This window comes from Pseudomonas sp. RT4P38 (genome assembly GCF_054897765.1).
Genome location: NZ_CM142703.1, coordinates 4,591,689 through 4,615,634 on the forward strand (window position 1 = coordinate 4,591,689; position 23,946 = coordinate 4,615,634).

General features: G+C 61.6%; 17 protein-coding genes. 1 reads left to right on the plus strand and 16 read right to left on the minus strand.

All coding sequences use genetic code 11. The features are described 5' to 3' along the window. Positions 1 to 19: 19 nt before the first annotated feature. From ACYZT7_RS21250 to ACYZT7_RS21310, 13 genes are all read right to left on the minus strand, one after another. On the minus strand, positions 20 to 2,023 hold the full coding sequence (locus ACYZT7_RS21250) for an aminotransferase class I/II-fold pyridoxal phosphate-dependent enzyme (RefSeq protein ID WP_462038105.1): 2,004 nt from the start codon (positions 2,021 to 2,023) through the stop codon (positions 20 to 22). Between the two features lie 179 nt (positions 2,024 to 2,202). After that, positions 2,203 to 2,904 carry an NAD(P)H-dependent oxidoreductase gene (locus ACYZT7_RS21255; protein ID WP_462038106.1) on the minus strand — a complete coding sequence of 234 codons (702 nt, stop codon included), beginning with the start codon at positions 2,902 to 2,904 and terminating at the stop codon, positions 2,203 to 2,205. Positions 2,905 to 2,990: 86 nt separating this feature from the next. Continuing rightward, a complete protein-coding gene (locus ACYZT7_RS21260; protein ID WP_462038107.1) occupies positions 2,991 to 4,406 on the minus strand; it encodes an aldehyde dehydrogenase family protein in 1,416 nt (471 codons plus the stop codon). Beyond that, positions 4,399 to 5,589: a pyridoxal phosphate-dependent aminotransferase gene (locus tag ACYZT7_RS21265; protein WP_462038108.1), complete on the minus strand. Its 1,191-nt coding sequence runs from the start codon at positions 5,587 to 5,589 to the stop codon at positions 4,399 to 4,401. The genes ACYZT7_RS21260 and ACYZT7_RS21265 overlap by 8 nt, the downstream gene beginning before the upstream one ends. 71 nt (positions 5,590 to 5,660) lie before the next feature. Continuing rightward, positions 5,661 to 7,268, minus strand: a complete 1,608-nt coding sequence (locus ACYZT7_RS21270) for a 5-guanidino-2-oxopentanoate decarboxylase (RefSeq protein ID WP_462038109.1) — start codon at positions 7,266 to 7,268, stop codon at positions 5,661 to 5,663. A gap of 10 nt (positions 7,269 to 7,278) precedes the next feature. Next, complete coding sequence (locus tag ACYZT7_RS21275; RefSeq protein ID WP_462038110.1) at positions 7,279 to 9,378, minus strand: acetate--CoA ligase family protein; 2,100 nt, start codon at positions 9,376 to 9,378, stop codon at positions 7,279 to 7,281. 18 nt (positions 9,379 to 9,396) lie between these two features. Next, positions 9,397 to 10,557 (minus strand): acyl-CoA dehydrogenase family protein, encoded by a 1,161-nt coding sequence (locus ACYZT7_RS21280; RefSeq protein WP_462038111.1) that lies wholly within the window; start codon positions 10,555 to 10,557, stop codon positions 9,397 to 9,399. A gap of 43 nt (positions 10,558 to 10,600) precedes the next feature. Beyond that, positions 10,601 to 11,392, minus strand: a complete 792-nt coding sequence (locus ACYZT7_RS21285) for an enoyl-CoA hydratase/isomerase family protein (protein ID WP_449646121.1) — start codon at positions 11,390 to 11,392, stop codon at positions 10,601 to 10,603. A 349-nt stretch (positions 11,393 to 11,741) separates the two neighbouring features. Beyond that, complete coding sequence (locus tag ACYZT7_RS21290; RefSeq protein WP_462038112.1) at positions 11,742 to 13,154, minus strand: amino acid permease; 1,413 nt, start codon at positions 13,152 to 13,154, stop codon at positions 11,742 to 11,744. A 218-nt stretch (positions 13,155 to 13,372) separates the two neighbouring features. Beyond that, positions 13,373 to 15,637 carry an ATP-binding protein gene (locus ACYZT7_RS21295; RefSeq protein WP_462038113.1) on the minus strand — a complete coding sequence of 755 codons (2,265 nt, stop codon included), beginning with the start codon at positions 15,635 to 15,637 and terminating at the stop codon, positions 13,373 to 13,375. After that, positions 15,634 to 16,386 carry a substrate-binding periplasmic protein gene (locus ACYZT7_RS21300; RefSeq protein WP_462041843.1) on the minus strand — a complete coding sequence of 251 codons (753 nt, stop codon included), beginning with the start codon at positions 16,384 to 16,386 and terminating at the stop codon, positions 15,634 to 15,636. Before ACYZT7_RS21300 ends, ACYZT7_RS21295 begins: the two co-directional genes overlap by 4 nt. A gap of 26 nt (positions 16,387 to 16,412) precedes the next feature. Continuing rightward, on the minus strand, positions 16,413 to 17,129 hold the full coding sequence (locus tag ACYZT7_RS21305) for a response regulator (protein WP_462038114.1): 717 nt from the start codon (positions 17,127 to 17,129) through the stop codon (positions 16,413 to 16,415). Between the two features lie 94 nt (positions 17,130 to 17,223). Further along, positions 17,224 to 17,871 carry a TetR family transcriptional regulator C-terminal domain-containing protein gene (locus ACYZT7_RS21310; protein ID WP_462038115.1) on the minus strand — a complete coding sequence of 216 codons (648 nt, stop codon included), beginning with the start codon at positions 17,869 to 17,871 and terminating at the stop codon, positions 17,224 to 17,226. A 241-nt stretch (positions 17,872 to 18,112) separates the two neighbouring features. On the opposite strand from ACYZT7_RS21310, the gene ACYZT7_RS21315 reads away from it, so the two are divergent. Next, positions 18,113 to 20,074, plus strand: coding sequence for an oxidoreductase (locus ACYZT7_RS21315; RefSeq protein ID WP_462038116.1), 1,962 nt, complete (start codon positions 18,113 to 18,115; stop codon positions 20,072 to 20,074). Between the two features lie 117 nt (positions 20,075 to 20,191). Here ACYZT7_RS21315 and ACYZT7_RS21320 read toward each other — a convergent pair whose 3' ends face one another. From ACYZT7_RS21320 to ACYZT7_RS21330, 3 genes are all read right to left on the minus strand, one after another. Continuing rightward, positions 20,192 to 20,989 carry a transporter substrate-binding domain-containing protein gene (locus ACYZT7_RS21320; protein WP_462038117.1) on the minus strand — a complete coding sequence of 266 codons (798 nt, stop codon included), beginning with the start codon at positions 20,987 to 20,989 and terminating at the stop codon, positions 20,192 to 20,194. A gap of 73 nt (positions 20,990 to 21,062) precedes the next feature. Beyond that, entirely contained in the window at positions 21,063 to 22,232 is a 1,170-nt protein-coding gene (locus tag ACYZT7_RS21325) for an NAD(P)/FAD-dependent oxidoreductase (RefSeq protein WP_462038118.1), read from the minus strand. Between the two features lie 4 nt (positions 22,233 to 22,236). Next, entirely contained in the window at positions 22,237 to 23,907 is a 1,671-nt protein-coding gene (locus ACYZT7_RS21330) for an FAD-dependent oxidoreductase (protein WP_462038119.1), read from the minus strand. Positions 23,908 to 23,946 lie beyond the last annotated feature (39 nt).

Here is a 23,946-nt window from a genome sequence, read left to right on the forward strand (position 1 = left end):
CCCGTCTTTTTATGATGGATTAGCGAGTCTGATGAGCGTTGACGAACTGTCGGCAACGTTCGCTGCGTGGGTGTACGAACACTTCATCCGGCGAACCGGTTTCCTCGATCAGCCCTTGATGCAAAAAGGCGACTTTGGAAGAGACATCACGTGCGAAGGCCATTTCATGGGTCACCAGGATCATGGTCCGGCCTTCTTCGGCGAGAGAGCGGATCACCCGCAGCACTTCGCCGACCAGTTCCGGGTCGAGTGCCGAGGTGGGTTCATCGAACAACATGACCTTGGGCCGCATGGCCAAGGCACGGGCGATGGCCACCCGTTGTTGCTGTCCCCCGGAAAGAAACGCCGGGTACTCGTTACGCTTGGCTGCAAGCCCGACACGTTCGAGCAAGGCTTCGGCCCGTTCAGTGGCTTCGGCACGGCTTTCACGCAGGACCTGGGTCGGCGCTTCGATAAGGTTTTCCAGCACCGTGCGATGGGGCCAGAGGTTGAAGTTCTGGAACACCATGCCCAGGCTCGAACGGATACGAACCAGTTGCTTGGCGTCCGACACCAGCGGTGCGCCGGGGCGGGTATGGTTCAGGTGAATGCTTTCGCCGTCCACGAGAATGCGCCCCTGGTCCGGCACTTCGAGCATGTTGATGCAGCGCAGCAAGGTACTTTTACCCGAGCCGCTGGCGCCGATCAGCGAGATCACCTCACCTTCGCGGGCGGTCAGGGACACGCCCTTGAGCACCTCGATATTGCCAAAGCGTTTGTGCAGTTGCTCGACCTCGATCATGGTCCGGGCCGCAACGGGCGCCGCCACGGCTTCACGGGTCACGCGTGCAATGACGGGCCGCGGCGCTTCGCCGTTGAGCACCAGGACGAAATCGCGGATACGCTGACAGGCCTCGGCCAGTCGCTCTTCACCGAGGGTGAACGACAGGCGCACAAAACCTTGTGCGGGTTCGCCGAAGGCGGCCGCGTCCAGCACCGAGACGCGCGCCTCGCGCAATAGCCGCCAGGCGAACTCCAGCGAGGTCAGACCGGTGCCGCGCACATCCACCAGCACAAACATGCCGGCATCGGGTTTGAGCACTGAAATCCCCGGGCAATCCGAAAGACCTGCTACCACCAGATCACGTCGACGACGATAGATATCGCGCATGCCGTGAGTCACTTCTTCATGGGCCTGCACGGCCTTGAGTGCGGCCTCCATGGCAAACCCCGGCAAACCGTACAACATGCTCAACACCAGGGTTTCGGCATGCGCGACCAATGCCTGATCGGCAACGATCCAGCCAATGCGCCAGCCGGTCATGGCATGGGATTTCGACAGACTGCCAATCACCACGCAACGCTCGGCCATGCCGGGTAACGCCGCCAGGCTCAGATGGTCGCGCTCGAACGTCAGGCTTTCATAGACTTCGTCGACCACGACCCACAGGTCATTGGCTATGGCAAGGTCGGCGATAGCTTGCAGCTCTTCGCGGTTCATCACCACGCCAGTGGGATTGTTCGGGTTCGAGAAGAACATTGCCTTGGTCTTCGGGGTGATTGCCTTGGCCAGCACGGCGGCATCGACGCGGAAATCATCATCCGCCGAGCAGGCCACCCGCACCAACGTGGCGCCGGAGGCCTTGAGCGTTGCTTCGTAGGTCACGTACATCGGATCGAGGGCGATGACTTCGTCGCCGGCACTGAGCAGGCACATCGAAGCTGCAAACAGCGCGTTTTGCGCCCCGGCCACGACGATGACGTTTGACGCTTGCAACGCGCGATCGAACAGCTTGCCGTAGCGCGCGGCGATGGCTTCGCGCAAGGCCATGCGACCGGCGATTTCGGTGTAGTGGGTGTCACCTTCACGCAGGGCCTGGATGGCGGCATCGGTGATGAAGTCGGGCGTGGGGAAATCCGGATCACCGACGCTAAGAATGATGACATCCTCGCCACGGCGTCGTGCTTCAAACGCGGCGTAGTGAATATCCCAGGCAGCAACGCCTTGCCCTGAGATTCGCTCAACAAAGGGTGAAAACCGCATGCCAGTGCCTCGTTCGAAGTGAAGAAACGCAAGCCCGCAACCAACCGGGAGAGAGATGTGAAACGAACATAGACCAAGCTGAACACTCGTTCAACAGAAAAATCCTCAGGGTTCGCGTTCAGCGTAAACAGGTCGTTTTTACGACAGTCGTGGCGTTTTTCTTTTGCGGTGCGGCTCTTTCAAACGAGCGGATAAAGCTGTTCATCGAACTGCGACAGCTTCGGAAACACCAAGGGTTGCTCGTCATTCAGGTGGTCCAGGCGCTTGGCATACTCCATAAGGAAGTCTTTGCGCGCCTCGTCGCTGATGTACGGCACATGCCAGGCGACAAAAGGTTCCAGCACATCAAACCCGACGTACGCCAGGGTACCGCGCAGGATCGGCCGCAGCATGTCCTCCAGCGGACCGTGAATCGCGTCGTCGCCGAACATGTGGTCGCGACCGCCCAAGGTGACGGTGACCAGCGCCTTCTTGCCGCTCATGCCACCCTGATCGTAGAAGCGCTTGCCGCCGTAGCAGATGCCGGACACCAGCACCCGGTCGATCCAGCCCTTGAGCATGGCCGGGGCGGAGAACCAGAAAATCGGGAAGTTGAGGATCAACAGGTCGGCCCACAATAGTTTGTCCAGTTCAGCGTGGATATCCGCCGCCAACGATTGGCTTTTCACGCCCAAACGTTGCTCAAGCGCATACACCAGGTACTCGGGATTTTCCCGCGACGAGAAGTCGTCGGCGCTGGCCACCGGGTTCCAGTTCATCTTGTACAGGTCACTGACCTGCACCTCGTGGCCCTGGGCTTCAAGGGTGGCGACAGCCCGATCACGCAGGGCCGCGGTGAAGGATTTTGGCTCGGGATGAGCGTGGACGATCAGTACTTTCATGGCGATTCCTTAGACTTTTTCCAGCGTGTTCGATCATTCCCAGCAGTTTGGCGACACACACCCGCATGGCCTTGCCCTTGAGCCGCTCACACCTGAATCGCCTTCACTTCGACGAACTCGTTGAGCCCCTCTTCTCCCCACTCACGGCCATTACCGGATTGTTTGTAGCCCCCGAACGGCGCCTGATAGTTGAACGCCGCACCATTGAGAAAACACTGGCCCGCCCGCAATTGCCGCCCCAGTTGCAAGGCACGCTCGGTGCTGCCGGCCCAGACGCCGCTGGACAGGCCGAACGGCGAGTCGTTGGCGATCTGGATCGCCTGCGCCTCATCGGCATAGGGGATCAGGCACAGCACCGGGCCGAAGATTTCTTCCTGGGCGATGCGCATGCTGTTATTGACGTCAGCGAACAGCGTCGGGCTGACGTAGTAACCACGCTCCAAGCCCGGCGTCGAATCGCCCCCGCACAACAGACGCGCGCCTTCCTCCTGACCGACCTTGATGTAATCGAGCACGGTGCGCCGTTGCCCCGCCGAACACATCGGGCCAAGGAAGCTCTGCGGATCGAGCGGATCGCCCATGCGCAGGCTCAGGGTTTCCTCCAACGCAATTTCAACCGCTTCGGCATAACGGCTGGCGGGCAGCAGCATGCGGGTCAACGCGGTGCAGGTTTGCCCTGAGTTGATCATCACGTCCTGCACGCCGTAGCGCACGGCGGCGTCCAGATCCGCATCCTCGGCGATCAGCAGCGCCGACTTGCCACCGAGTTCCAGGCATACCCGTTTCACCGAAGGCGCCGCCGCTTGCGCAACGCGCACACCCGCGCCGGTGGAACCGGTGAACGACACCATGTCCACGTCCGGGTGTTTGGCCAGCGCTTCGCCGACCTTCGCGCCCGGCCCGCTGACCAGGTTGAATACACCGGCCGGCAAGCCGATATCCTCGATCATCTGCGCCAGCAAAAACGCATGCAGCGGGGTGTCCTGGCTTGGCTTGACCACCACCGTGCAACCGGCGGCCAGTGCCGGGCCGAGCTTGCCGATCAGCTGGTGCAGCGGATAGTTCCACGGGTTGATGAACGCGCAGACGCCTACCGCTTCGCGGATCACCAGCGAGTTGCCGACCTCGCGCACTTCGTCCATCAAACCGGCGAGTTCGACGTACTGCTCCAGGCCGATGATCGGCCCGTCCACTTGTACCGAGCGGCTCCATTGCACCGGCATGCCCAGTTCGGTGGTGATCACCGCCGCCATTTCGTCGGCACGGGTTTGCAGCTGTTCGGCAAGTGCACGGATGTACCCGGCGCGCACGCTCGATGGCGTCCGTGACCATGGCCCGAAGGCCTTGCGCGCCGCCGCCACGGCGAGGTCGACATCGCGTTCATCGCCCAGCGGCACGCTGCCGGCGACTTCCTCGGTAGCCGGGTTGATCACCTCGGCGACGCCTTGCCCGGACGGGGTTTGCCAGCGCCCGTCAATGAACAGCGATTGGTGATTAAGCATGTACCTGAACCTCCATCAATTCGTGAGCACAACGGGCGATGCGCTGGCAGGCCTCACGCAATGGCGCGGCCCCCACCACCAACCCGATTCGGATGTGACCGGCCGCGCTCGGACCGAAGGCTTCGCCGGCCAGGACCGAGACGCCATGGCGATCGAGCAAACGATCAGCGAACGCTTGGGCGCTGAGCCCGGTTTCGCGGATATCGACCATTACGAACATCCCGCCATCGGGTTTCAGAGCGCGCACGCCGGGGCAATCGCCCAGGCTTTCGCAGACCAGATCGCGGCGTTGGCGATAGGCTTCGCGCATGGCGTCCAGTTCCGGCAGCTGGCTTTCCAGCGCCACCACGGCGGCGTCCTGGATGAAATCGGGCGAGCCGTAGAGCATGCACAGCGCCAGGTTTTCCAGATGCGCGGACAACGAGGATGGCGCCACCACCCAGCCGACGCGCCAGCCGGTCATGGCGTGGGATTTCGACAGGCTGTTGAGCGTCGCGGTGCGTTCGGCCATGCCCGGCAAACTCGCCGGGCTGACGTGTTCGCCTTCAAACAGCAGCTCGCTGTAAACCTCATCGGAAATCAGCCACAGGTCGTGGGCGATGCACAATTCGGCCAGGGCCCGCCAGGTGCTGCGCGGCAGGCTCGCCCCCGATGGGTTGTGCGGGCTGTTCAGCACCAGGGCGCGGGTACGCGGGGTGATAAGGCTGGCGACGTCTTCGGGCAGCACGCGAAAACCGTTTTCCGAACGCACCGGCACGGGCACCACTACGGCGCCGCAGGCACCGAACACCGCTTCGTAGGTGACGTACATCGGTTCGGCGACGATCACTTCATCACCCGGATTGAGCACGCACTGGGCCACACTGAACAGTGCGCACTGCGCGCCGGCCAGCACCGTGACCTCGTCCGCCGTCACCCGTTGCCCACTGCGTTGCCCGTGGCGTTTGGCGATGGCTTCACGCAAGGCGCGCTTGCCACGCACCTCGGCGTAGTGAGTATTGCCGGACAACAAACTGTCGATGGCACCCTGCACGATGGGCGGCGGCGTATCGAAGTCCGGGTCGCCCACTGACAGCAGCAAGATGTCTTCGCCCTGCTCGCGCATTGCCAGTGCGCGGTAATGAATATCCCAGGCGGCAGCGCCGTCACCGGCGATACGTTGAGTCAGATCGGAAAAGCGCATGGTCCTGTTTCCTCAAAAGAAGTCCCTCAAAAGAAGTCCCTTTAAAAAGCCCCGCTAAACAAAGGTGAAAATCAGTTCGCACAGGCATGCTTGAGTTCGATCAGGGTCACACCGTTGCGTTTGAAACCGTGGCGCAGATCAGTTTGCAACTCGGCCAGGCTTTGCGGCTGGTTCACGGTGCAACCGAAAGCGCGACCGAGGGCGGCGAAGTCCGGGTTGCGCGGCAGCACGCCGATCGGTTCGATGTCCAGGCCGAGCATGTCGTCGCGGATCTGCCCCAAGGCGTCGTTATTCCACAGCAACACCACCAGCGGGCTGTCCAGCTCCTCGACCGCCGTCGCCAGTTCCTGCGCGGTGTAGAGGAAACCGCCGTCACCCACCAGCACCAACCCCGGACGTTGCGGCGCGCCAAACTTGGCGCCGATGCCGGCGGGCAAGCCGTAACCCAAGGTGCCGTAACCGGTCGGGTGCAACCAACTGCGTGGTGCCAGTGAATCGAAGGCGTAGTTGCCGGTGTAGGCCAACTGGGTCATGTCGGTGCTGATGAAAGCGTTGGCCGGCAGTTCGGCAGCAATGCGCTGCAGAATCGCCTGATGGACCGACTGCAACGGACCGTGACCGTTTTTCACTGCCTCACGCAGCGCCGCTACCGAGGCAATCGCCGCGCTGGCATCACGCACGTCAGGGGACAGGCGCTCCAGCAGCGCCGCCAGCGTCTGTTGCGAATCACCGTGCAACGCCACGGCGCTCGGATAGAAGTCGTTGAACTTGCGCGGATCGATGTCCACCCGCAGCAATTGGGCATTGAGCGGCAGGCGTTCGCGCCAGAAGTCGGTGTCGGCCATTTCGGTGCCGACCGCCAGCACCACATCGGCCTCGGCGATCAGGTTCCAGCCCGGTTCCACGCACAGCGACGAACCGGCATTGAGCGGTGCGTCCGGTGGCAGCAGGCCTTTACCGGCGACACTGGTGAACAGCGGCGCGGCCAGGCGGGTGCTGAGTTCTTGCAACTGCGATGCGGCATTCAATGCGCCGCCGCCCGCGATGATCATCGGCCGTTTCGCGCCATGCAGCTTGGCTACCGCCTCGTCCAGCACAGGGGCGGCTGGCGTGCCGCGACCCGGACGACGCACGACGTCGTTGCTCCAGTCGCGGGCAATCGGTGCCGACAGCACATCCAGCGGCACCGAAATGTGCACCGGGCGCGGACGCTCACTGTCGAACACCGCATAAGCGCGGGCGATCAGTTCCGGCAAGTCTTCGGCGGTCAACGCCACCGCCGAGAACGCGGTGATTGGCGCGGTCATCGCACGCTGATCCTGGGTTTCGTGCAGGCAACCCCAGCCCTTGCCGAGGCTGGCGCTGTGGTTGACGCTGGAAATCACCAGCATCGGAATCGAATCGGCGTAGGCCTGGCCGATGCCGGTGGCGGCGTTGGTCACGCCGGGACCGGTAATGATGAAGCACACGCCGGGTTTGCCGCTCACCCGCGCATAGCCGTCGGCCATAAAACTGGCGCCCTGCTCATGGCGGGTCAATACGTGGCGAATGCCGCTGCCGGGCAAGCCGCGATACAGCTCCAGGGTGTGTACGCCGGGAATACCGAACACAGTGTCGACGCCGTAGTTGGCCAGCAGACGCACCAGCGCCTGGCCACCCGTCAAGGTTTTGCTTTGCATGTTCAGGTCCTCACGCATGTGCGATGCGAATCAACGCATCGACCGCAGTCGTGCCATCGGCGCCGACCAACAATGGGTTCACATCAAGTTCCAGCAATTGTCCGGCGTTCTCGCAGGCGTATTCGGCTACTGCACCGATCGCCGCCACCAAGGCGTCCAGATCCGCCGCTTCGCGACCACGAAAACCTTGCAGCAATGCGGCGCTGCGCAGGCTCAGCAAGGCCTGGCGAATCGCCCCGTCGGTGGTCGGCAGCAACAGGCTGCGACTGTCCTTGAGCAACTCCACCAGAATGCCGCCGGCGCCAATCACCAAAGCCAGGCCGAAATCGTTTTCGCGCTTGATGCCGACAATCAGCTCCGCCAGCGGCGGCTTCGCCATCGGTTCCAGCAGCAACCGATCGAAAGGCACGCCCGGCGCGTAAGCGGCGATGCTGGCGCGCATTTTTTCCAGGGCAGCGCTTAACGCGGCGCCGTCCTTGAGGTTCAGTGCCACGGCACCGGCTTCGGTCTTGTGCGGCAACTGTGCGCTGACCGCTTTGAGCACCAATGGATAGCCCAACGCTTCGGCGTCCTTCAGTGCTTTGTCTGGCGTGCTCAGTACACCGTTGGGCGTCGGCAGGCCAAACTCGCGCAGGGCCTGCTTGGAATCCCATTCATTGAGCAACTGCCCTTCGCCTTCCAGCGCCTGCGGACAGAGTGGCACCAGAGCCGATTCGCCCAATGCCAACAACGCCTGACGATTGCGCTGATAACCGGCGATACGGCCCCAGGCCGCCAAACCGTCTTCGACACCCTGTAACGCCGCCACACCTTGCTCGTGCAAACGCTCGCGGGCATGAGCTGGCAGCAACTCGGGGAAGGCCGAGGTGACAAAACCGGTCTTGCCGTGACGCACCAGCGCCTCGCAGTACAGATCCAGCAGCAGGTCACATTCCTTGCGCTCGCCGGTAAATTGCGCCGGGTAATCGAGCACCAGCATCGCCGCATCCGCTTCAGTGCGCAGAGCGCTGTCGAGCATGCGGTTCAAGGCTTCGCCGTCACCCCAGATCGCCGTGGTGAAGTCCAGCGGGTTGACTAGGTTGGCGTAGCTCGGCAGTACCTGGGCCAGCTCGCCGACTTGTCCTTCGTCGAGTTTTGGCAGGCTCAGTTCATTGCGTTCGGAGTAATCGGCAATCAACCCCGCGTCGCCCCCGGAACAGGCCAGCGCGATCAGGCTGTTGCCCGCTGGCAGGTTGCCGCAGGCCGCGGCTTTCAGGGTTTCGACAAAACTCACCGGACCACTGACGCGAATCACTCCGAGCCTTGCGAACAAAGCGTCGTACAGCGCATCGGAACCGGACAACGAGCTGGTGTGACCCAGGGCCAGTTCGGCGCCGATCTGCGACACGCCGGTTTTCAGAGCAATGATCGGAATGCCCTTCTCCAGTGCCTTGTGCGCGGCACGGGCGAAACCCGGTACGTTTTTCAAGCCTTCCATATGCAGGCCGATGGCGGTGACTCGTGGCTCATCGAGCAACACGTCCATCAATTCGGCCACGCCCAGTTGCGCCTGATTGCCGACCGAGGCCATGTAGGCCACCGGCAGCGAGCGGTCGCTCATGGACAGGTTGTAGGCGAAGTTGCCGCTCTGAGTCAGCACGGCCACGCCCTTCTCCACCGCTTTACCGCCATGGGCCACCGGCCACAGCGCGGAGCTGTGCAGGTAGTCGAGCAGGCCGTAGCAGTTGGGGCCGAGCAACGCCATGTCGCCAGCGGCTTCGAGCAGTTGCTGTTGCAGGGCCTGGCCTTCGGCGCCGGTCTCGGCAAAACCCGAGGCGTAGCAGATTGCGCCACCCGTACCGACGGCGGCGAGTTCGGCGACGCAGGTCAGGGTCAGTTCACGGTTGGTCGCGATGAACACCGCGTCCGGGCCGCACGGCAAGTCCGCAATGCTGCGCACGCAGGGTACGCCTTCGAGGCTGTCGTGCTGCGGATTGACCAGCCACATTTGCCCTGGGTAACCGCCGTCGGCACAGCGCTTGAGCGCGCGGGCCATGCTGCGGCCACCGACAAACGCCACGTGGCGCGGGGCGAGCATGCGTTTGAGGTTGTCACGAATCGTTGGCGACATGGGAATTCTCCGGGGTGATCAGCGCAGCAGTGGCCGCAGCAGCTCGCGGGAAATGATGTGGCGCTGGATTTCCGAGGTGCCTTCCCAGATCCGTTCGATCCGCGCATTACGCCAGATACGTTCCACCGGACCTTCGTCCATCAGGCCCATGCCGCCAAAAATCTGCACCGCCTCATCGGCCGCGCGCCCCAGCACTTCGCTGGCAAACAGCTTGGCCATGCCCGCGTCGCCATCGGTCATGGTGCCCTGGTCCATTTTCCAGGCGGTATGCAGGGTCAGCAGTTCCGCTGCGCGGATCTGCGTGGCCATATCCGCCAGTTTGAACGACACCCCTTGATAGGTGCCGATCGGCTGGCCGAATTGCTTGCGATCCGCCGCCCATTGCAGCGACACGTCCAGCGCTCGTTGCGCCTGACCGACGCAGTTGGCGGCGACCATCACCCGGCCGGCAGTCAGCCAGGCGTTGGCCACTTCCCAGCCTTTGCCGACTTCGCCCAACACTTTTGAGGCCGGGACACGGCAGTCGTCGAAGAACATTTCGAAGGTGTGATAACCACGGTTGCTCACGCACTTGGGGCCACGGCGAATGGTCATGCCTGGGGTGTCGCGGTCGACCAGGAACGAGGTCACGGCGTTACGCTTGCGGCCGTTGTGTTCGTAGGTGTCGGTGACAGCGAAGACAATGGCGAAGTCAGCGTGGCCGGCGTGGCTGATGAAGTGTTTGCTGCCGTTCAGAACAAAGTCGTCACCGTCACGCACGGCACGGGTCTGGATCGCATTGGCATCGGAACCGGCGCCCGGTTCGGTCAACGCGAAGCAGTCGATCTTCTCGCCCTGGATGCACGGCAACAGGTAGTCGTCGATCTGATCGCCGGTGCAGGCCATGAGGATTTTCGATGGCCGCGCAACGAAGACGTGCAGCGCCCAGGACACCTTGGAAAGCTCACGCTCGATCAGCGCCTGGGACAGGTAATCCAGACCACCACCGCCGACCTCTTCCGGCATGTTGAAGGCGTAGAAACCGGCGGCGATCGCCTTGCCGCAAATCTGCGCCGCCAGCTCTGGGGAGACTTCGTCGGCGCGATCGACTTCATCTTCATAGGGCAGCAGTTCCTTGGCGACGAAACTGCGTACTGCGTCCACCAACATTTCTTGTTCTTGGGTAAGTTGGAAATTCATGGTCCTACCTGTTGTTCATGTGCTGATAGAGGTGTACCGAGGCTCAACGACCGATAAAGCGTGCCGGGCGTTTTTCCATGGCCGCGCGCAGGGCTTCGTTGCCGTCTTCGCTGCGACCGCACAACAGGCCGGCGGCCAGTTCTGCTTGCAGTTGCTCGGGCAAGCTACGGTCGGCACCTTCGCGCATGAGTTTTTTGGTCTGGGCGAAGGCAAAGGTCGGCCCTGCGGCCAGGCGTGCGGCGAGTTCGCTGGCGGCGGTCTGCAGTTGATCGTCGGCGCAGACATCGCTGACCAGGCCGGCGTCGAGGGCACGGTCAGCGCCCCACAATTCGTCGAGGAACAGCAGGCGCTTGGCCTGCTCGGCGCCGATCAGCCGCGGCAGGTGCCAACTGGCGCCGGCGTCCGGCGAGTAGGCCATGCTGGTGTAGCCGGCCTTGAAACGCGCCGATTGCCCGGCGATGCGCAGGTCGCAGCACAGGGTCAGGTCCATCCCCGCGCCGACGGCCGTGCCGTTGATGGCGGCGATTGTCGGTTTTTCCAGGCTGTACAGGCGGGTCATCAAGGCATGGGCGGTTTCGGTCCAGCCGTAGCTTTCCAGCGCACCACGGGCTTCGGCGGCGGCCCATTCATCGAGGTCGGCCCCCGCACAGAAACTGCGTCCGTTGCCGGTCAGCACCACCACGCGGACCGCAGGATCGGCGTTGTAAGTGTCGAGCAAGGCGTGCAGGCTTTTCAGCGTCGGGATGTCCAGCGCATTGCGCTGAGCAGTGCGATTGAGGGTGATCCAGGCAACGCCTGCTTCGACCTGACTGAGCAGAGAATCGTGAGTAGTCATGCGAGTCCTCGAATTATTGTGTTGGCGTGAGGTGATGCGACTTGAGGCCATACTAAACGAGTGTTCAGCAAGGCGGCAATTGGTGATGGAATAAGCTGTAACAGGGCTATAAATTCTGTAAGCAGCTGTTTTATATTATTTTTTTATAGATATTGGATTCTGGATCGTTGGCGCTGTTACAACTTCGAACAACTGCCCACAAGACATGTTGGAGATCTACTGCCCGCCGCAGAACACTGTGGGAGCGAGCTTGCTCGCGATATAGGTAGTCCGTTCAACATCACTGTTGACTGACACACCGCTTTCGCGAGCAGGCTCGCTCCCACAAGGTATGCGCTGAATCAGGGAATCAAGCGCTAGGCAAACTCGGCGCCAACACCGCCTCGCGCTTGCGATGGAACAGGAAGTAAGCGCCATAACACAGCGCAATAAAACCAAAGCCCCAATACAGCGACGGGCGCTGGGTTTCGTCCAGTGCCAGGAACACGAACAACGAGCAGCACAGCGTGATGCACATCAATGGCAGCACCGGGAACCACGGGGCGCGGTATTTCAGGTCGCTGAGTTTGCCGCCATCGCGCAGGTAGGCTTTGCGGAACTTGTATTGCGCCAGGGCGATGACAATCCAGGTCACGGTGCCAGACATGCCACTCACCGCCATCAGCACCATGAACAGCGTGTCCGCCGCTACGAAACTGGTCATCAGCGACACCAGGGCAAAGCACAAGGTGATGCTCAGGGCACGCAACGGCACGCCGCGTTTGCTCAGCACCGACAGGCCTTTGGGCGCCATGCCGGTTTTCGACATGGCCCAGAGGATGCGGGTGGACGCGTAAAGGCCGGAGTTGCCCACCGACAAAATCGCCGTAAGGATCACAAAGTTCATCAAGTCAGCGGCGTACGGGATGCCGACCATGTCAAACACCTGCACGAATGGACTTTCCATCAGCCCCGCCTGCTGCCACGGCACGATGGCCGACAGCACGATAATCGCCAGCACATAGAAAATCAGCACCCGGAACACCACGTTGCGCACGGCGCGCGGGATGCTTTTTTCCGGCTGGTCGGTTTCGCCAGCGGCCACGCCCATGATCTCGCAGCCCTGGAAGGCGTAGACCACGGTCATCATCACCGCGAACACCGCCGACAGGCCGTGAGGGAACAACGAGTCGCCGATCAGGTTGCTCATCATCGGCGCGGGTGCGCCACTGCTCAGCGGGATCGCACCGAAGATCACCAGCACGCCGACCACGATGAACCCGAGAATCGCCGCGACCTTGATCCCGGAAAACCAGTATTCCGCCTCACCGAAGGCGCGGGTCGCCAGGGCGTTGAGGCCGAACAGCACCACCACGAACAGCGCCGACCAATACCAGATCGGCACCTGCGGGAACCAGCGGGTCATCAGCATCCCGGCTGCGGTGAATTCCAGGCCGACCGTGGTGGCCCAGCTCATCCAGTACACCCAGCCGATCATGAACCCGGTGGCCGGGCCGATGTATTGGGTGGCATGGGTCTGGAACGAACCGGATACGGGCATGTGCACCGACAGTTCGCCCAGGCAGACCATCACCAGGTACATCAGGAAACCGGCGACGAGGTACGCCAGAATCGCCCCCACCGGACCGCCCTGGTTGATGATCACCCCGGAGCCCATGAACAGCCCGGTGCCAATCACGCCGCCCAGAGACAGCATGAAAATGTGCCGGCTTTTCAGGGCTCGGGTCAGTTGGATGCCTTTGCGATCAGTGCTTTCGTTCATGTCGGCACCTCAGCAGTCAGTGAGGTGTGCGGCGCATGACAGGAGATCATGGCGCGGGGAAGGATCAGCTTTACGGCAATTCATTATTATTATCTCCAATAAGCTTCGAAGGCCGCGCTGCAGCGGCTGCGTCGATTATTGGAACGCCATGTAAGGTCGCGTTGTACGCCGCGATCTAAGTTGTAGAAAATCGTAACGATATTGTAAGAGCGGCTTGTTCATCTGTGCTGCAACAGATCTTCCAGGGTTTGCTGCGCCCGTTGTATTTGCGCTTGAACGGTCGGCGCCAGCTCACGGATCGCCGGTTCGTCGTTGCCCAGCGCCGCTGTTTCCAGCCTTCGCAATACCTCGGCCAATCCACGAAAACCCAATGAATCGCTGCTGCCGGCAAGGCGATGCGCCAGTTGCGCAACCTCTGTGCAATCGTCGGCCTCGATTGCTTCGTCCAGCGCTTCTCGGTGCTGAAGGATCGAGTCGTGCAGCAACGCCAGCAGGCCCTGCACCTTTTGCTCACCGAGCAAGGTGCGATGGGTTTGCAGCAACCGCCAGTCCATCGTCCCGCCAGCCACCAAGGGTTTTTTGACAATCGTCTGCCCCGCCAGCACCTGGCGCAGGCTGTCCAGCTTCAGCGGTTTGGCCAGAATGCCGTCCATGCCGGCGTCCAGGTAACCGCGTACCAACGCCGGTTGTACGCTGGCGGTCAGGGCGAAAATGCGGGTCTGGCAATTCGGCCCGTCGGTGCTACGAATGTGTGAGCAAAACTCGACGCCGCTCATCCCCGGCAGATGCACATCCAGCAGAATCAGATCGAAAGTCCGCGTCGCGCACTGCACCAACGCCTGTTCAGCATCGATGGCCAGCCACACCTGATGCCCGTCCCGTAGCAGCAGCCCCTCGACCACTTCACGGTTGAGCGCCACATCCTCGACCACCAGAATGTCCAGTGCGGGGCCCACCTCGAGAAGCGGCGCTACATTGATGACATCGTTGGCCGGCTGCAGGGCCAGTTCGAACCAGAAACAACTACCGCGCCCGACTTCGCTGCTGACACCGATGCAACCGCCCATGTGCTCCACCAGGTGTTTACAGATCGCCAACCCCAACCCGGTGCCGCCAAAGCGCTGCGCCACTTCCTCGCTGGCCTGGGTGAAGCGCTCGAAAATCTTCGCCTGCATCGCCGGGGCAATGCCGATGCCGTCATCGGTGACACTCACCCGCAAGTGCTGCCCCCTCTGCCCTTCAGCCTGAGCGAGCAACGCCACTTCCACGCCGACCTCGCCGCCTTCGGTGAACTTGATCGCATTGGCCAACAGGTTGCTCAAGACCTGTCGCAAAAATTGTTCCGCGCCGTGGTGTTGTTCGGCCACCCGCTGATCGACCCGGCAAGTGAGAATCGTGTCGTTGTTCAGCGCCTTGGGTTCCACCAGGGTCAGCACTTCGTCGAGCAATTGGCGAATCGAGAAATCCACCGGCTCTGGCAGGCTCGCGCCCTCCTCCAACTTGGCGAAATACAACACTTCATTAAGGATGGTCAGCAAACCCTCACCGGCCTTGTGCAAGGCATCCAGGCGTTTGCTGTCCTGCTGATTCAGGCTGGCGCCGCGCAGCAACTCAGCCATGCCGAGAATGCCGTTCAGCGGCGTGCGCAGCTCGTGACTCATGGTCGCCAGAAACCGAGACTTGGCCTGGTTGGCCGCTTCGGCTTCGTCCTTGGCGCGCATCAAGCTGGCGGTGCGCCGCTCGACCCTGCGCAGCAATTCATCGCGATTGTCCTGCAAGGCCAGGCGGTCGGTTTCCCGGCGGTCGATATCAATGAGGATCGCCCGGCGCATGTCATCCAGGGCGTTGGCCACGGTGTCGATTTCATCTTCTTGAGCGTTGCGCCGCTTGTCCAGGCGTAACGGCTCGTGCCATTGACCGGCGGCGATGCGCCGGGCAAATTCGGCCATGACGCGCAGGTGGCGGGTGACCAATCGATAGAACAAGCCGGACAGCGCCACCGCCAAACCGCAGAGAAATACGCCCATCCACAACAAACTGGTCAACCCGGTGGCATACAGGCGCTCATACACCGCGCCCAGATCAGTGCTGACTTGCAGTTCGCCGAGCTGGCGCAACGGGCCGGATGGCGGTAGATAGCGCAGGGCAAAACGCTCGATGCGCAACGGCCCCACCGGGTTGGGGTTACCTTGTAGCAAGTCGTAGTCCGGACTGGTCAGGTGCACCCGCGCCACGTCGGAAAAACCCACCAGACCGCGCAATTGCACGTTCAACTGCTCCTGGTTCAGATCCCACAGACTGCGCTCCAGGCTCGCCAGATAACCGGCGCGGATCAACGCCATGCGCGAGTCGATCTCGCGCATTTCCCGGCGGTATTCGATATACAGCTGCACGCTGCTAGCCAGCACGGTGAAGCACAGGCTGAACAACAGAATGAACAGCAGCAGACGCCGCAATAGTCCACCGGGGCGGGCGCGGATCATTGTGTGTTGGCCGGCAGGTTAATCATGTCGCGGTAGGTGACTTCGCTTTCATTGAGCAGACGCTCGATATCACCGGCATCGACCATGCGCTGCAGCTGCGCATTGATTTGCGGCATATGCCTGGCCAGCGGCGAAAGACGCGAAACGGCCACCCGCAGGTAGTCCACGCTCAATACATCGGGCAAGGCAACGATGTCTTGCGCGCCGGGCAGGTTGGCGACGTACAACTGACCGGTGCGACGCTCTTGGGTAATGAAATCGATGCGCCCGCGAATCAGCTTGCCGAAGTTCTGGCGGTTGTCGGAGACCCATTCGATGTTGTTGTTTTGCGCGACCATGCTATCGAACTCCACGCCATAGCTTTCACCGAACAGCAAGCCGCCACGGTATTTGGCCAGATCTTGCAGCCGTTCGAATTTCACCGGGTGCTGGCGATTGATGAACAAGGCCACTTCTTCGCGCAGCACCGGCACCGTGGAAAACAGCATGCTCTGTTCCCGTTGCGCGTTGCTGTAGGCCAGCACCACGTCGACCCTGCCTTCAGCGGCATCCAGCAGGCAGCGCTTCCAGTTGCCCAGCACCACGATCTCGACCTCGTAGCCCAATTGACTGAACAGCTTTTTCACCACGCCCGGCGCCAGACCCCGAACTTGTTTGCCGTCACTCCAGGAAATCGGCGGGTATACCGGGTAATCGCAATAACGGACCTTCTCGGCCGCCAGGGTACTGCCGGCCACCAGCGCCAGCATCAGCCAAAGCAGTCGCCTCACAACCGTCACGCCGCCAGGCTGGCAGTGAACAGGTAACCGGCGCCGTGGATGGTGATGATCAACTGCGGTTCGGCGGGATCGTCGTGCAACTTGCGGCGCAAGCGGCCAACCAGCACATCGATGGAGCGGTCGTTAGGCACCCATTCGCGGTTGCGAATCTGGTCCATCAACTGGTCGCGGCTCAGGGTGTGACCACTGTTGCGCAGGAACACGCTGAGCAACTGGTATTCGCCGTGGGTCAGCAGGGTTTCACTGCCGGTCGGATCGATCAGGCGCCGGCGATCGGTATCCAGCGCCCAATCGGCGAACTGTTTGACCGGTTTGGACACCGCCGCCACGGGCTGCGGTGATTGCGCATGCCGAACCCGGCGAATCAGGTTTTTCGCCCGGGACACCAGTTCCCGTGGATTGAGGGGTTTGATCACGTAGTCATCGGCGCCGCATTCGAGGCCGACGATGCGGTCGATTTCGTCATTGCGCCCGGTGATCAGGATGATCCCCACTTCCGAACGCACCCGCAGCTCCCGGGTCAGGGTCAAGCCATCCTTGCCGGGCAAACGGATATCGAGCATGACCAGGTCCACGGTCTGACCGGCGAGGAAGGTTTCGGCCAGTTCCGCCGTGGCGGCGCAATGCACCTCGTAGCCTTCCTGGGAAAGATAGGCCTGCAAGAGTTCGCGAATCAGCGGATCGTCATCGACGATCAGTACCCGAGGAGTCATTGCTTGGTGTCCTGCACAGGCCCGAAGGCGCGTATTTCTTATTAGAGTGTTTTGTTGCATCTGCGCCAGAGAGTATCCACTGTTGAACACGTGATCAACAGCTGCTCGTCTGCACACAAAACCGCTGCCGTCCGCCGGCCTGCAAACCGTCGACCCAAGCCTCGCAGATCTGGACACCCTGCTCCGGGGTAAAGGTGCCGGCGTTGAGTCCGGACTCCAGCCACAGGCCATCGAGTAAGGCACTGAGGCCGATCGCGGCGAGATCGGCGTCGAAATTCTCCCAGCCCTCTTCCAGCGCCAGGTCCATCAGCACTTTGCGCAAGATGCCGCGGTACTCGCCATAGGACTGATCGTGAGCCTGGTTGATCGCCTCGGCAGTTTTCACTGCGCCCCAGAATGCCAGCCAGGCATCGATCAGCTGCGGGTCGAGCAATTCGGCGGAAAACGAACCACGGAAGAACGCCGACAACCGTTCGCGGGCATTGGGAGCCGCCTGTTCCATGGCCTCGCGCAGCAGGGTCATGACGCGCCCGGTGATCGCCATGTAGGCCTCGGCCACCAGTTCGTCCTTGCCGGAATAGTGATGGCTGATCAAGCCGACCGACACACCTGCCTCAGCGGAAATTTTGCGGATTGAAGCGCCCTGGAAGCCATGGCGCTTGAGACACACCAACGTCGCCTCGATCAGATTGGCCTTGCGCAACTCCGGTTCCATGCGAGAAAAACGGGCTTCCTGATTCATGACGACACGCTCCTGGATTCAATCATGGGGCCCGCGTTGTACTTGCGAGCTGAACGACTGTACAGCAAGAGTGTGGTCAGTCTCCAGTCAGCGTTTTCCAGATGTTCACCATGGGCAAACCGCAACTAGTGCACGTCACAGTAAAAAAACAAGTTGATTTTTTACTAAGGGTAAATTTCTATAGGGCAATAATAATAACGACCCGACCTTTCGGCGTCAGCCTGCCTGGAGTATCTGCACCATGTCGAACTCGACACCTGCCTTTGCCCACCTGTTCGAACCCTTGCAGATACGAGGCAAGCGCCTGAAAAACCGCATTATGTCCAGCGGTCACGACACCTCGATGCCCACTGATAATCTGGTCAACGAGCAGTTGATCGCCTATCACCGTGCGCGTGCCGAAGGCGGTGCCGGGCTGATCGTGTTGCAAGTGGCAGGCGTGCATGACAGCGCGCGGTACACCTCTCATGTACTGATGGCCACCGACGACGCCTGCATCGAGGGCTATCGCAAACTGGCGCAAACCTGCCATGCCCACGGCACCCTGGTGCTGTCGCAAGTGTTCCATCCGGGGCGGGAAATCATGGAGTCCAGCGATGGTTTGCTGGCCGTGGCCTACTCCGCCTCGGCGGTACCCAATGAGCGTTTCAGGGTGATGCCACGAGCGCTGGATCAGACGATGATCGACGAGATTGTCGCCGGCTATGCCGCTGCCGCCCGGCGTCTGCATCAGGCCGGGATCGATGGCGTCGAGGTGGTTGCCAGCCATGGCTATCTGCCGGCGCAATTCATCAACCCGCGGGCCAATCGCCGTACCGATGGCTACAACGGTGAACTTGAACAGCGCCTGCGCTTTTTGCGTGAAATCATCGCCGCCATCCGTGCCGCGACCGATGAGCAGTTCATCATCGGCCTGCGCATCTCGGCAGACGAACGTGACCCTGAAGGCCTGACCGAAGACGAATCACTTGCCGCCGTGCAGTCGCTGCAAGCGCAACTGGATTACGTGCACATCGTCGCCGGCACCTCGGCGTCGCTGGGTGGCGCGGTGCACATCGTGCCGCCGATGGCGATTGAAGCGGCTTACCTGGCCAAGGAGGCCGGGACGTTCAAGGCCAGCCTGAACATTCCATTGTTCGTCACCGGTCGCATCAACCAGCCCCAGGAAGCCGAGCTGATCATCGCCCGTGGCCAAGCCGATGTGTGTGGCATGACCCGGGCGTTGATCTGCGATCCGCAAATGCCCAACAAGACCAACACCGGCAACGTCGAAGACGTGCGCGCGTGCATTGCGTGCAATCAGGCGTGCATCGGGCACTTCCACAAGGGCTTGCCGATTTCCTGCATCCAGCACCCGGAAACCGGTCGTGAGCTGATCTTTGGCCAGCGGCAACCGGCGACAAACCGCAAACGCATCATGATTGCCGGCGGTGGTCCCGCCGGGATGAAAGCGGCTGCTGTGGCGGCGCAACGCGGCCATGACGTAACGCTGTACGAAGCCAGTTCGCAACTCGGCGGTCAGGTATTGCTCGCGCAATTGCTGCCACGGCGCAGCGAGTTCGGCGGTGCCAGCACCAACCTGCAACGGGAAATGGAGTTGGCCGGGGTGCGCGTGGTGCGCAACACCCGGGTCGACCGCGCGTTGGTGGAACAGGAAAAACCGGACATGGTGATTGTCGCCACCGGTGCTGAGCCGTACTGGCCGCACTTCGAACGCGGCGGCGAACTGCAGGTGGTGGATGCCTGGCAGGTGCTGCGCGACGAGGTGCAAATCGGCCGCTCCGTGGTGGTAGTGGACTGGCGTTGCGACTGGATCGGCCCCGGCATAGCCGAGCGCCTGACCCGCGCCGGGCATCAGGTGCAACTGGCGGTCAATGGCACCCATTGCGGGGAAAACCTGCCGCTGTACGTGCGCGATCAACTGGCCGGCGAATTGCACAAACTCGGTATTCCCATCACCCCTTATGCGCGCTTGTACGGCTGCGACGACAACACCGTCTACCTGCAACACTGCGCCAGTGGCGAGCCGATGCTGCTGGAAAACATTGATACGCTGGTGTTGTGCCAGGGGCATCAGCCGGTGGACACGTTGGGCGCCGAGTTGCAAGGGCTGGTGGAGTTTCGGCGCATCGGCGATTGCCTGGCACCGCGCACCGCTGAAGAAGCGATATACGAAGGATTGAAAGTCGCGTGGGAGCTTTAAGGCTGTTTATACTCCGGGACTTTGACGGCTAACACCAAACCTGTGGGAGTGAGCAGGCTCGCTCCCCCCCAGGGATTGTGCAAATTAGCTCAAGCCCCTAACGCCTTTATCCAGACTTCATTGTGGCCACAGATCGATCGGGAAGTACTTTTGCGATATTTGCGTGTACTTGCCCGATTCATGCAATTGCGTGAGCGCCTGGTCGATTCGCGCCTTGAGTGCGGCGTCACTCTTGCGCATACCCGCCCCTACTCCAAGACCATATTGCAACGGGTCCATCTTGACGCTGCCCGTCCCTTTTTCTTCGAACGTCGCCCCGTCCTTGGACTCCAGAAATGCTATGTCGCCAAGTTTGTCGAGGAACATGACGTCGATACGGCCAGCCACCAAATCGGCATTGCAGTCGTCCTGCGTATTGTAAATGCGGATTTCCGAGGTTTTGCCGTAAGCGGTCCGGATGAACTCGGCGTTAGTCGTCGAGCCCTGCACGCCGATTGCTTTACCTTTCAGACCTTCAGGTGTGAGCGTCGGATTGACGTCTTTCGCGGCGACGAAGATTCCCGACGTCTCATAATAAGGACGCGAGAAAGCAATGACCTTCTGACGTTCCGGGCTGATCCCCATCGAGTTGAAGAGCACGTCGAACTTGTTGGCGATCAGCGCCGGAATAATGCCGTCCCATGCCACCTCCTTGATTTCGCACTCGGCTTTCATCTGCTCGCAGAGCGCACGGATGAGGTCGGGCTCGAAGCCGGTGAATTGCCCGGTGGGTGTCTTGACCAGAAACGGCGGATAAGGCTCCGCGGCAACACCAAAACGCAGCTTATCCTGCGCTGCACTGGCGGGGGCCGAAAAGGAACACAACGTCAGACCGAGAGAGGCCAGCAAAGTGAGATTGCGGAGCATTCGTTTCATGGTCGATCCTTTTTATTAGGGAGGAAAGGTGGAAACAGTTCGGTCCGATTGCGTGCGGATTAAATAAACCTTTCTACGCTCCGGATACTGGTAACGGCAACCATCCCTGGATGGCTTGCCAGTCAGACTCGAGGGACGCAAAACGTGAGAGCGAGCAAACGGACAGGTCGGCGAAACTGCATGCCCCATCGACGACGAGATCGCGAATGGCATGACCACTCGCCGGCGAGAGTCCGAAACCGACACCGGACATGGTCGCGACGGTGACGTTATCCACCCCGGCGGGGCGATCGATGACGGGGCGACCGTCCGGCGTGTTTTCGATGAACCCTGCCCAACTGCGAATCACGCGTTTGTGAGCGATCTTGGGGAACAGCCCGGCGAGCCGCTTGGCGATGTTGCATTGCAGGGGTGTCGACTGTGCACGAGTGTCGCGCAGATCGGCGAGATCGACCCATTCGTGCGGGCCGCCACCATACGCCAGGTTGCCGCGCAGGGTTTGCCGTCCATACAAACCATTGCCATCCACACCGCCGACCTCGATCAACGGCAGCGGTTCGGTCACGATCATTTCGGCGCGCGCGGTGACCAGCGGAATATCTACGCCGATTTTAGCCGCCAATTCACCGGTATGCGGGCCTGCGGCAATCACCAGGTGGTCGCAGGTGATCAGGTCTTGTGCGGTGCGCACGCCAGTCACCCGGTCGCCGTCCCGGACGATTTCGACGACGGGGGCGTGCTCGAGAACGCGCCCGCCGAGGTTCTGCAGTGCCCACGCATAGGCCTGCAGGGTGCGGTGCGGGTTGGCGTGGCCGCCGAAATGGTAGTAGTAGCCAGCCAGCACGTTATCGCCGGCAAAGGGCACGAGTTCCCGAACCTGCTGGGGGTCCAGCTCGTCGACGCGCAATCCGTAGTAAGCGGCTTCATTCACGACTTTTTTATCGAGCGAAATCTGGTGTTCATCGAGATCGATACTGATGCGATCCGGGCGATACTCGGTCGGATAACCGAGCAGTTCGTCCATCATCGGCCAGAGCCGCTGTTCTTCAAGAAAGAGCGGACTGTGGTGATGCGAGCATCCGCCTCCGTTACGGCCTGAGGCGCCCCAGCCAATCAAACCTGCTTCGAGAACAAGCACATCGATGCCATCGCGCGCCAGCCACCAGGCGGCGCTCAATCCGGTCACGCCGCCACCGACGATGACAACGGACGCACGGGTGGACGATTTCTTGAGTCCCTGCATGGTGTCAGCCCTCATTATGCGGTGGGTTGGTTGGACGGGCGGTGTCTTGCGGGCGCTTGGCGACGGTCTGCTGCCCGGTGCACAGCCAGAACGGCGTCCACTGCGACGGCATGTCAAACCATGCATCCCAGCGGCTGCGCATCTGCGCCGTTTCCTCGATCTGACCAGCCTGTTGCAGTGACAACGGGCGCACAGGCGGACGAAACGAGGCCAGCGCAATGTCGTCGACACTCACGCCCGCGCCGATGCCGAGCAAGGTCGCCACCTGTTCGCGGCAACGACGTCCCTGGCACGGGCCCATGCAAGCCCGAGTGAGACGCTTTGTCACATCCGGGTTGGGCGAGCCGATTTGCTGCGCCGTCATCGCGTTCTCCAACGCTTCATCGGCGGGTGTCCAGTCGAGATAACGCGGCGGCTGGAGCGCCAGAATTTCGCTGGCCGTCACCTCTTCGCACAGACAAACGAAAGGTTCGTTCTGTGCATGAACGGTGGACGCGCGCACCCAAGCCGTGCGACTGGCGGCAACATCGCAGACAGGTTCGTCGGGTATCGGCGCCTTGCCGTTCTGAACGTTGTCGCTCTGAGCGATGTCGACGCCCAGCGCGACAAGCGCGGTGTGCGCGGCGATCCGGCCTTCGCGCCGGGAAATGTTGTCATCGAGGCTTTTCGACGCCCAGACGCCGGCGCAGTCGCCGGCCACCAAAACGAATGGCAACGACGTGCGCAGCAAAGAATCCGTGTCGGGGACGTGGCCACCGCGTTCGGCCTGGAATGAAGTGCTACAGCCTGTTGCCTCGACCAGTTCGATCGCGGGAATCGCTGCCACGCCAAGCAGCACGGTGTCGCATTCGATCTCCTTCGAAGATCCGTGAACGTGGCTGCCCGCCGTGTCTACAGCGACAGCGGTAATGCGTTTGACGCCGAATGCATCCCCGGTCGTCTCGCGAATGACATGCCCCGTCAAAACCTGAGCGCCTTGCTCGACAAGCAGGTCGAGCAGCGCTGGATCGCCGATCACCTGACCGGCCTGTTCAATGATCGCTGCAATATGCACGCCCTTGCCGATCAGCGCGTGGGCCGACACCAGTGCTTGCGTATCACTGCCAACCAGCACGGCGTGTTTGCATTCCAGCGCCTCGTAAACAATCGCAAGGCGATGAGCGGCGCTGACGCCCATGACGCCAGGGCGATCCCAACCGTCAAACGCGAGGCCCATGTCGCGCCTTCCGGCGGCGACGATCACCTGCTTGAAGCGCAGCAGCCAGGCGTTTTGGTCATCGGCGAGGCCAGCAACGGCGCCGTCGATCCACGCCGCGGTGGGTCGTTGTGGAAACAAGCCCCATACCGCCGTGCCGAGTCGCACGTCGACACCGGCTTCAAGCGCCTCGGAAATTTCCGGGCGGGCATCAAGAAGGGTCTGCAGCACGCTGTTGCGGTTGGAAACCGCAGCGCCCATCCTTCCTCCGAAATGCAGCGGCACCTCTTCGCCCATGGTTTCAATGGGGACCGGGTTTTCGTCAACCAGGGTGACGCGCAGGCCATGCCCGGCGGCGGTCAATGCAGCAGCGAGCCCGGCCGGGCCCGCACCCACGATGAGAACATCGGTTTCGTCACTGATCGGCGGGGTTTTGCCTGCCACTGAGGCGGGATCGTAGTAGATGTCTTGTGTGGTCACCGTGTTTCCCCGTGAGGTATGCGCGTGAGCGCTGGCGCA

Bases quoted from the DNA above. Each gene is read 5' to 3' on its own strand.
- ACYZT7_RS21250 (WP_462038105.1), bottom strand. From the start codon at position 2,023: ATGCGGTTTTCACCCTTTGTTGAGCGAATCTCAGGGCAAGGCGTTGCT.
- ACYZT7_RS21255 (WP_462038106.1), bottom strand. From the start codon at position 2,904: ATGAAAGTACTGATCGTCCACGCTCATCCCGAGCCAAAATCCTTCACC.
- ACYZT7_RS21260 (WP_462038107.1), bottom strand. From the start codon at position 4,406: ATGCTTAATCACCAATCGCTGTTCATTGACGGGCGCTGGCAAACCCCG.
- ACYZT7_RS21265 (WP_462038108.1), bottom strand. From the start codon at position 5,589: ATGCGCTTTTCCGATCTGACTCAACGTATCGCCGGTGACGGCGCTGCC.
- ACYZT7_RS21270 (WP_462038109.1), bottom strand. From the start codon at position 7,268: ATGCAAAGCAAAACCTTGACGGGTGGCCAGGCGCTGGTGCGTCTGCTG.
- ACYZT7_RS21275 (WP_462038110.1), bottom strand. From the start codon at position 9,378: ATGTCGCCAACGATTCGTGACAACCTCAAACGCATGCTCGCCCCGCGC.
- ACYZT7_RS21280 (WP_462038111.1), bottom strand. From the start codon at position 10,557: ATGAATTTCCAACTTACCCAAGAACAAGAAATGTTGGTGGACGCAGTA.
- ACYZT7_RS21285 (WP_449646121.1), bottom strand. From the start codon at position 11,392: ATGACTACTCACGATTCTCTGCTCAGTCAGGTCGAAGCAGGCGTTGCC.
- ACYZT7_RS21290 (WP_462038112.1), bottom strand. From the start codon at position 13,154: ATGAACGAAAGCACTGATCGCAAAGGCATCCAACTGACCCGAGCCCTG.
- ACYZT7_RS21295 (WP_462038113.1), bottom strand. From the start codon at position 15,637: ATGATCCGCGCCCGCCCCGGTGGACTATTGCGGCGTCTGCTGCTGTTC.
- ACYZT7_RS21300 (WP_462041843.1), bottom strand. From the start codon at position 16,386: ATGCTGGCGCTGGTGGCCGGCAGTACCCTGGCGGCCGAGAAGGTCCGT.
- ACYZT7_RS21305 (WP_462038114.1), bottom strand. From the start codon at position 17,129: ATGACTCCTCGGGTACTGATCGTCGATGACGATCCGCTGATTCGCGAA.
- ACYZT7_RS21310 (WP_462038115.1), bottom strand. From the start codon at position 17,871: ATGAATCAGGAAGCCCGTTTTTCTCGCATGGAACCGGAGTTGCGCAAG.
- ACYZT7_RS21315 (WP_462038116.1), top strand. From the start codon at position 18,113: ATGTCGAACTCGACACCTGCCTTTGCCCACCTGTTCGAACCCTTGCAG.
- ACYZT7_RS21320 (WP_462038117.1), bottom strand. From the start codon at position 20,989: ATGAAACGAATGCTCCGCAATCTCACTTTGCTGGCCTCTCTCGGTCTG.
- ACYZT7_RS21325 (WP_462038118.1), bottom strand. From the start codon at position 22,232: ATGCAGGGACTCAAGAAATCGTCCACCCGTGCGTCCGTTGTCATCGTC.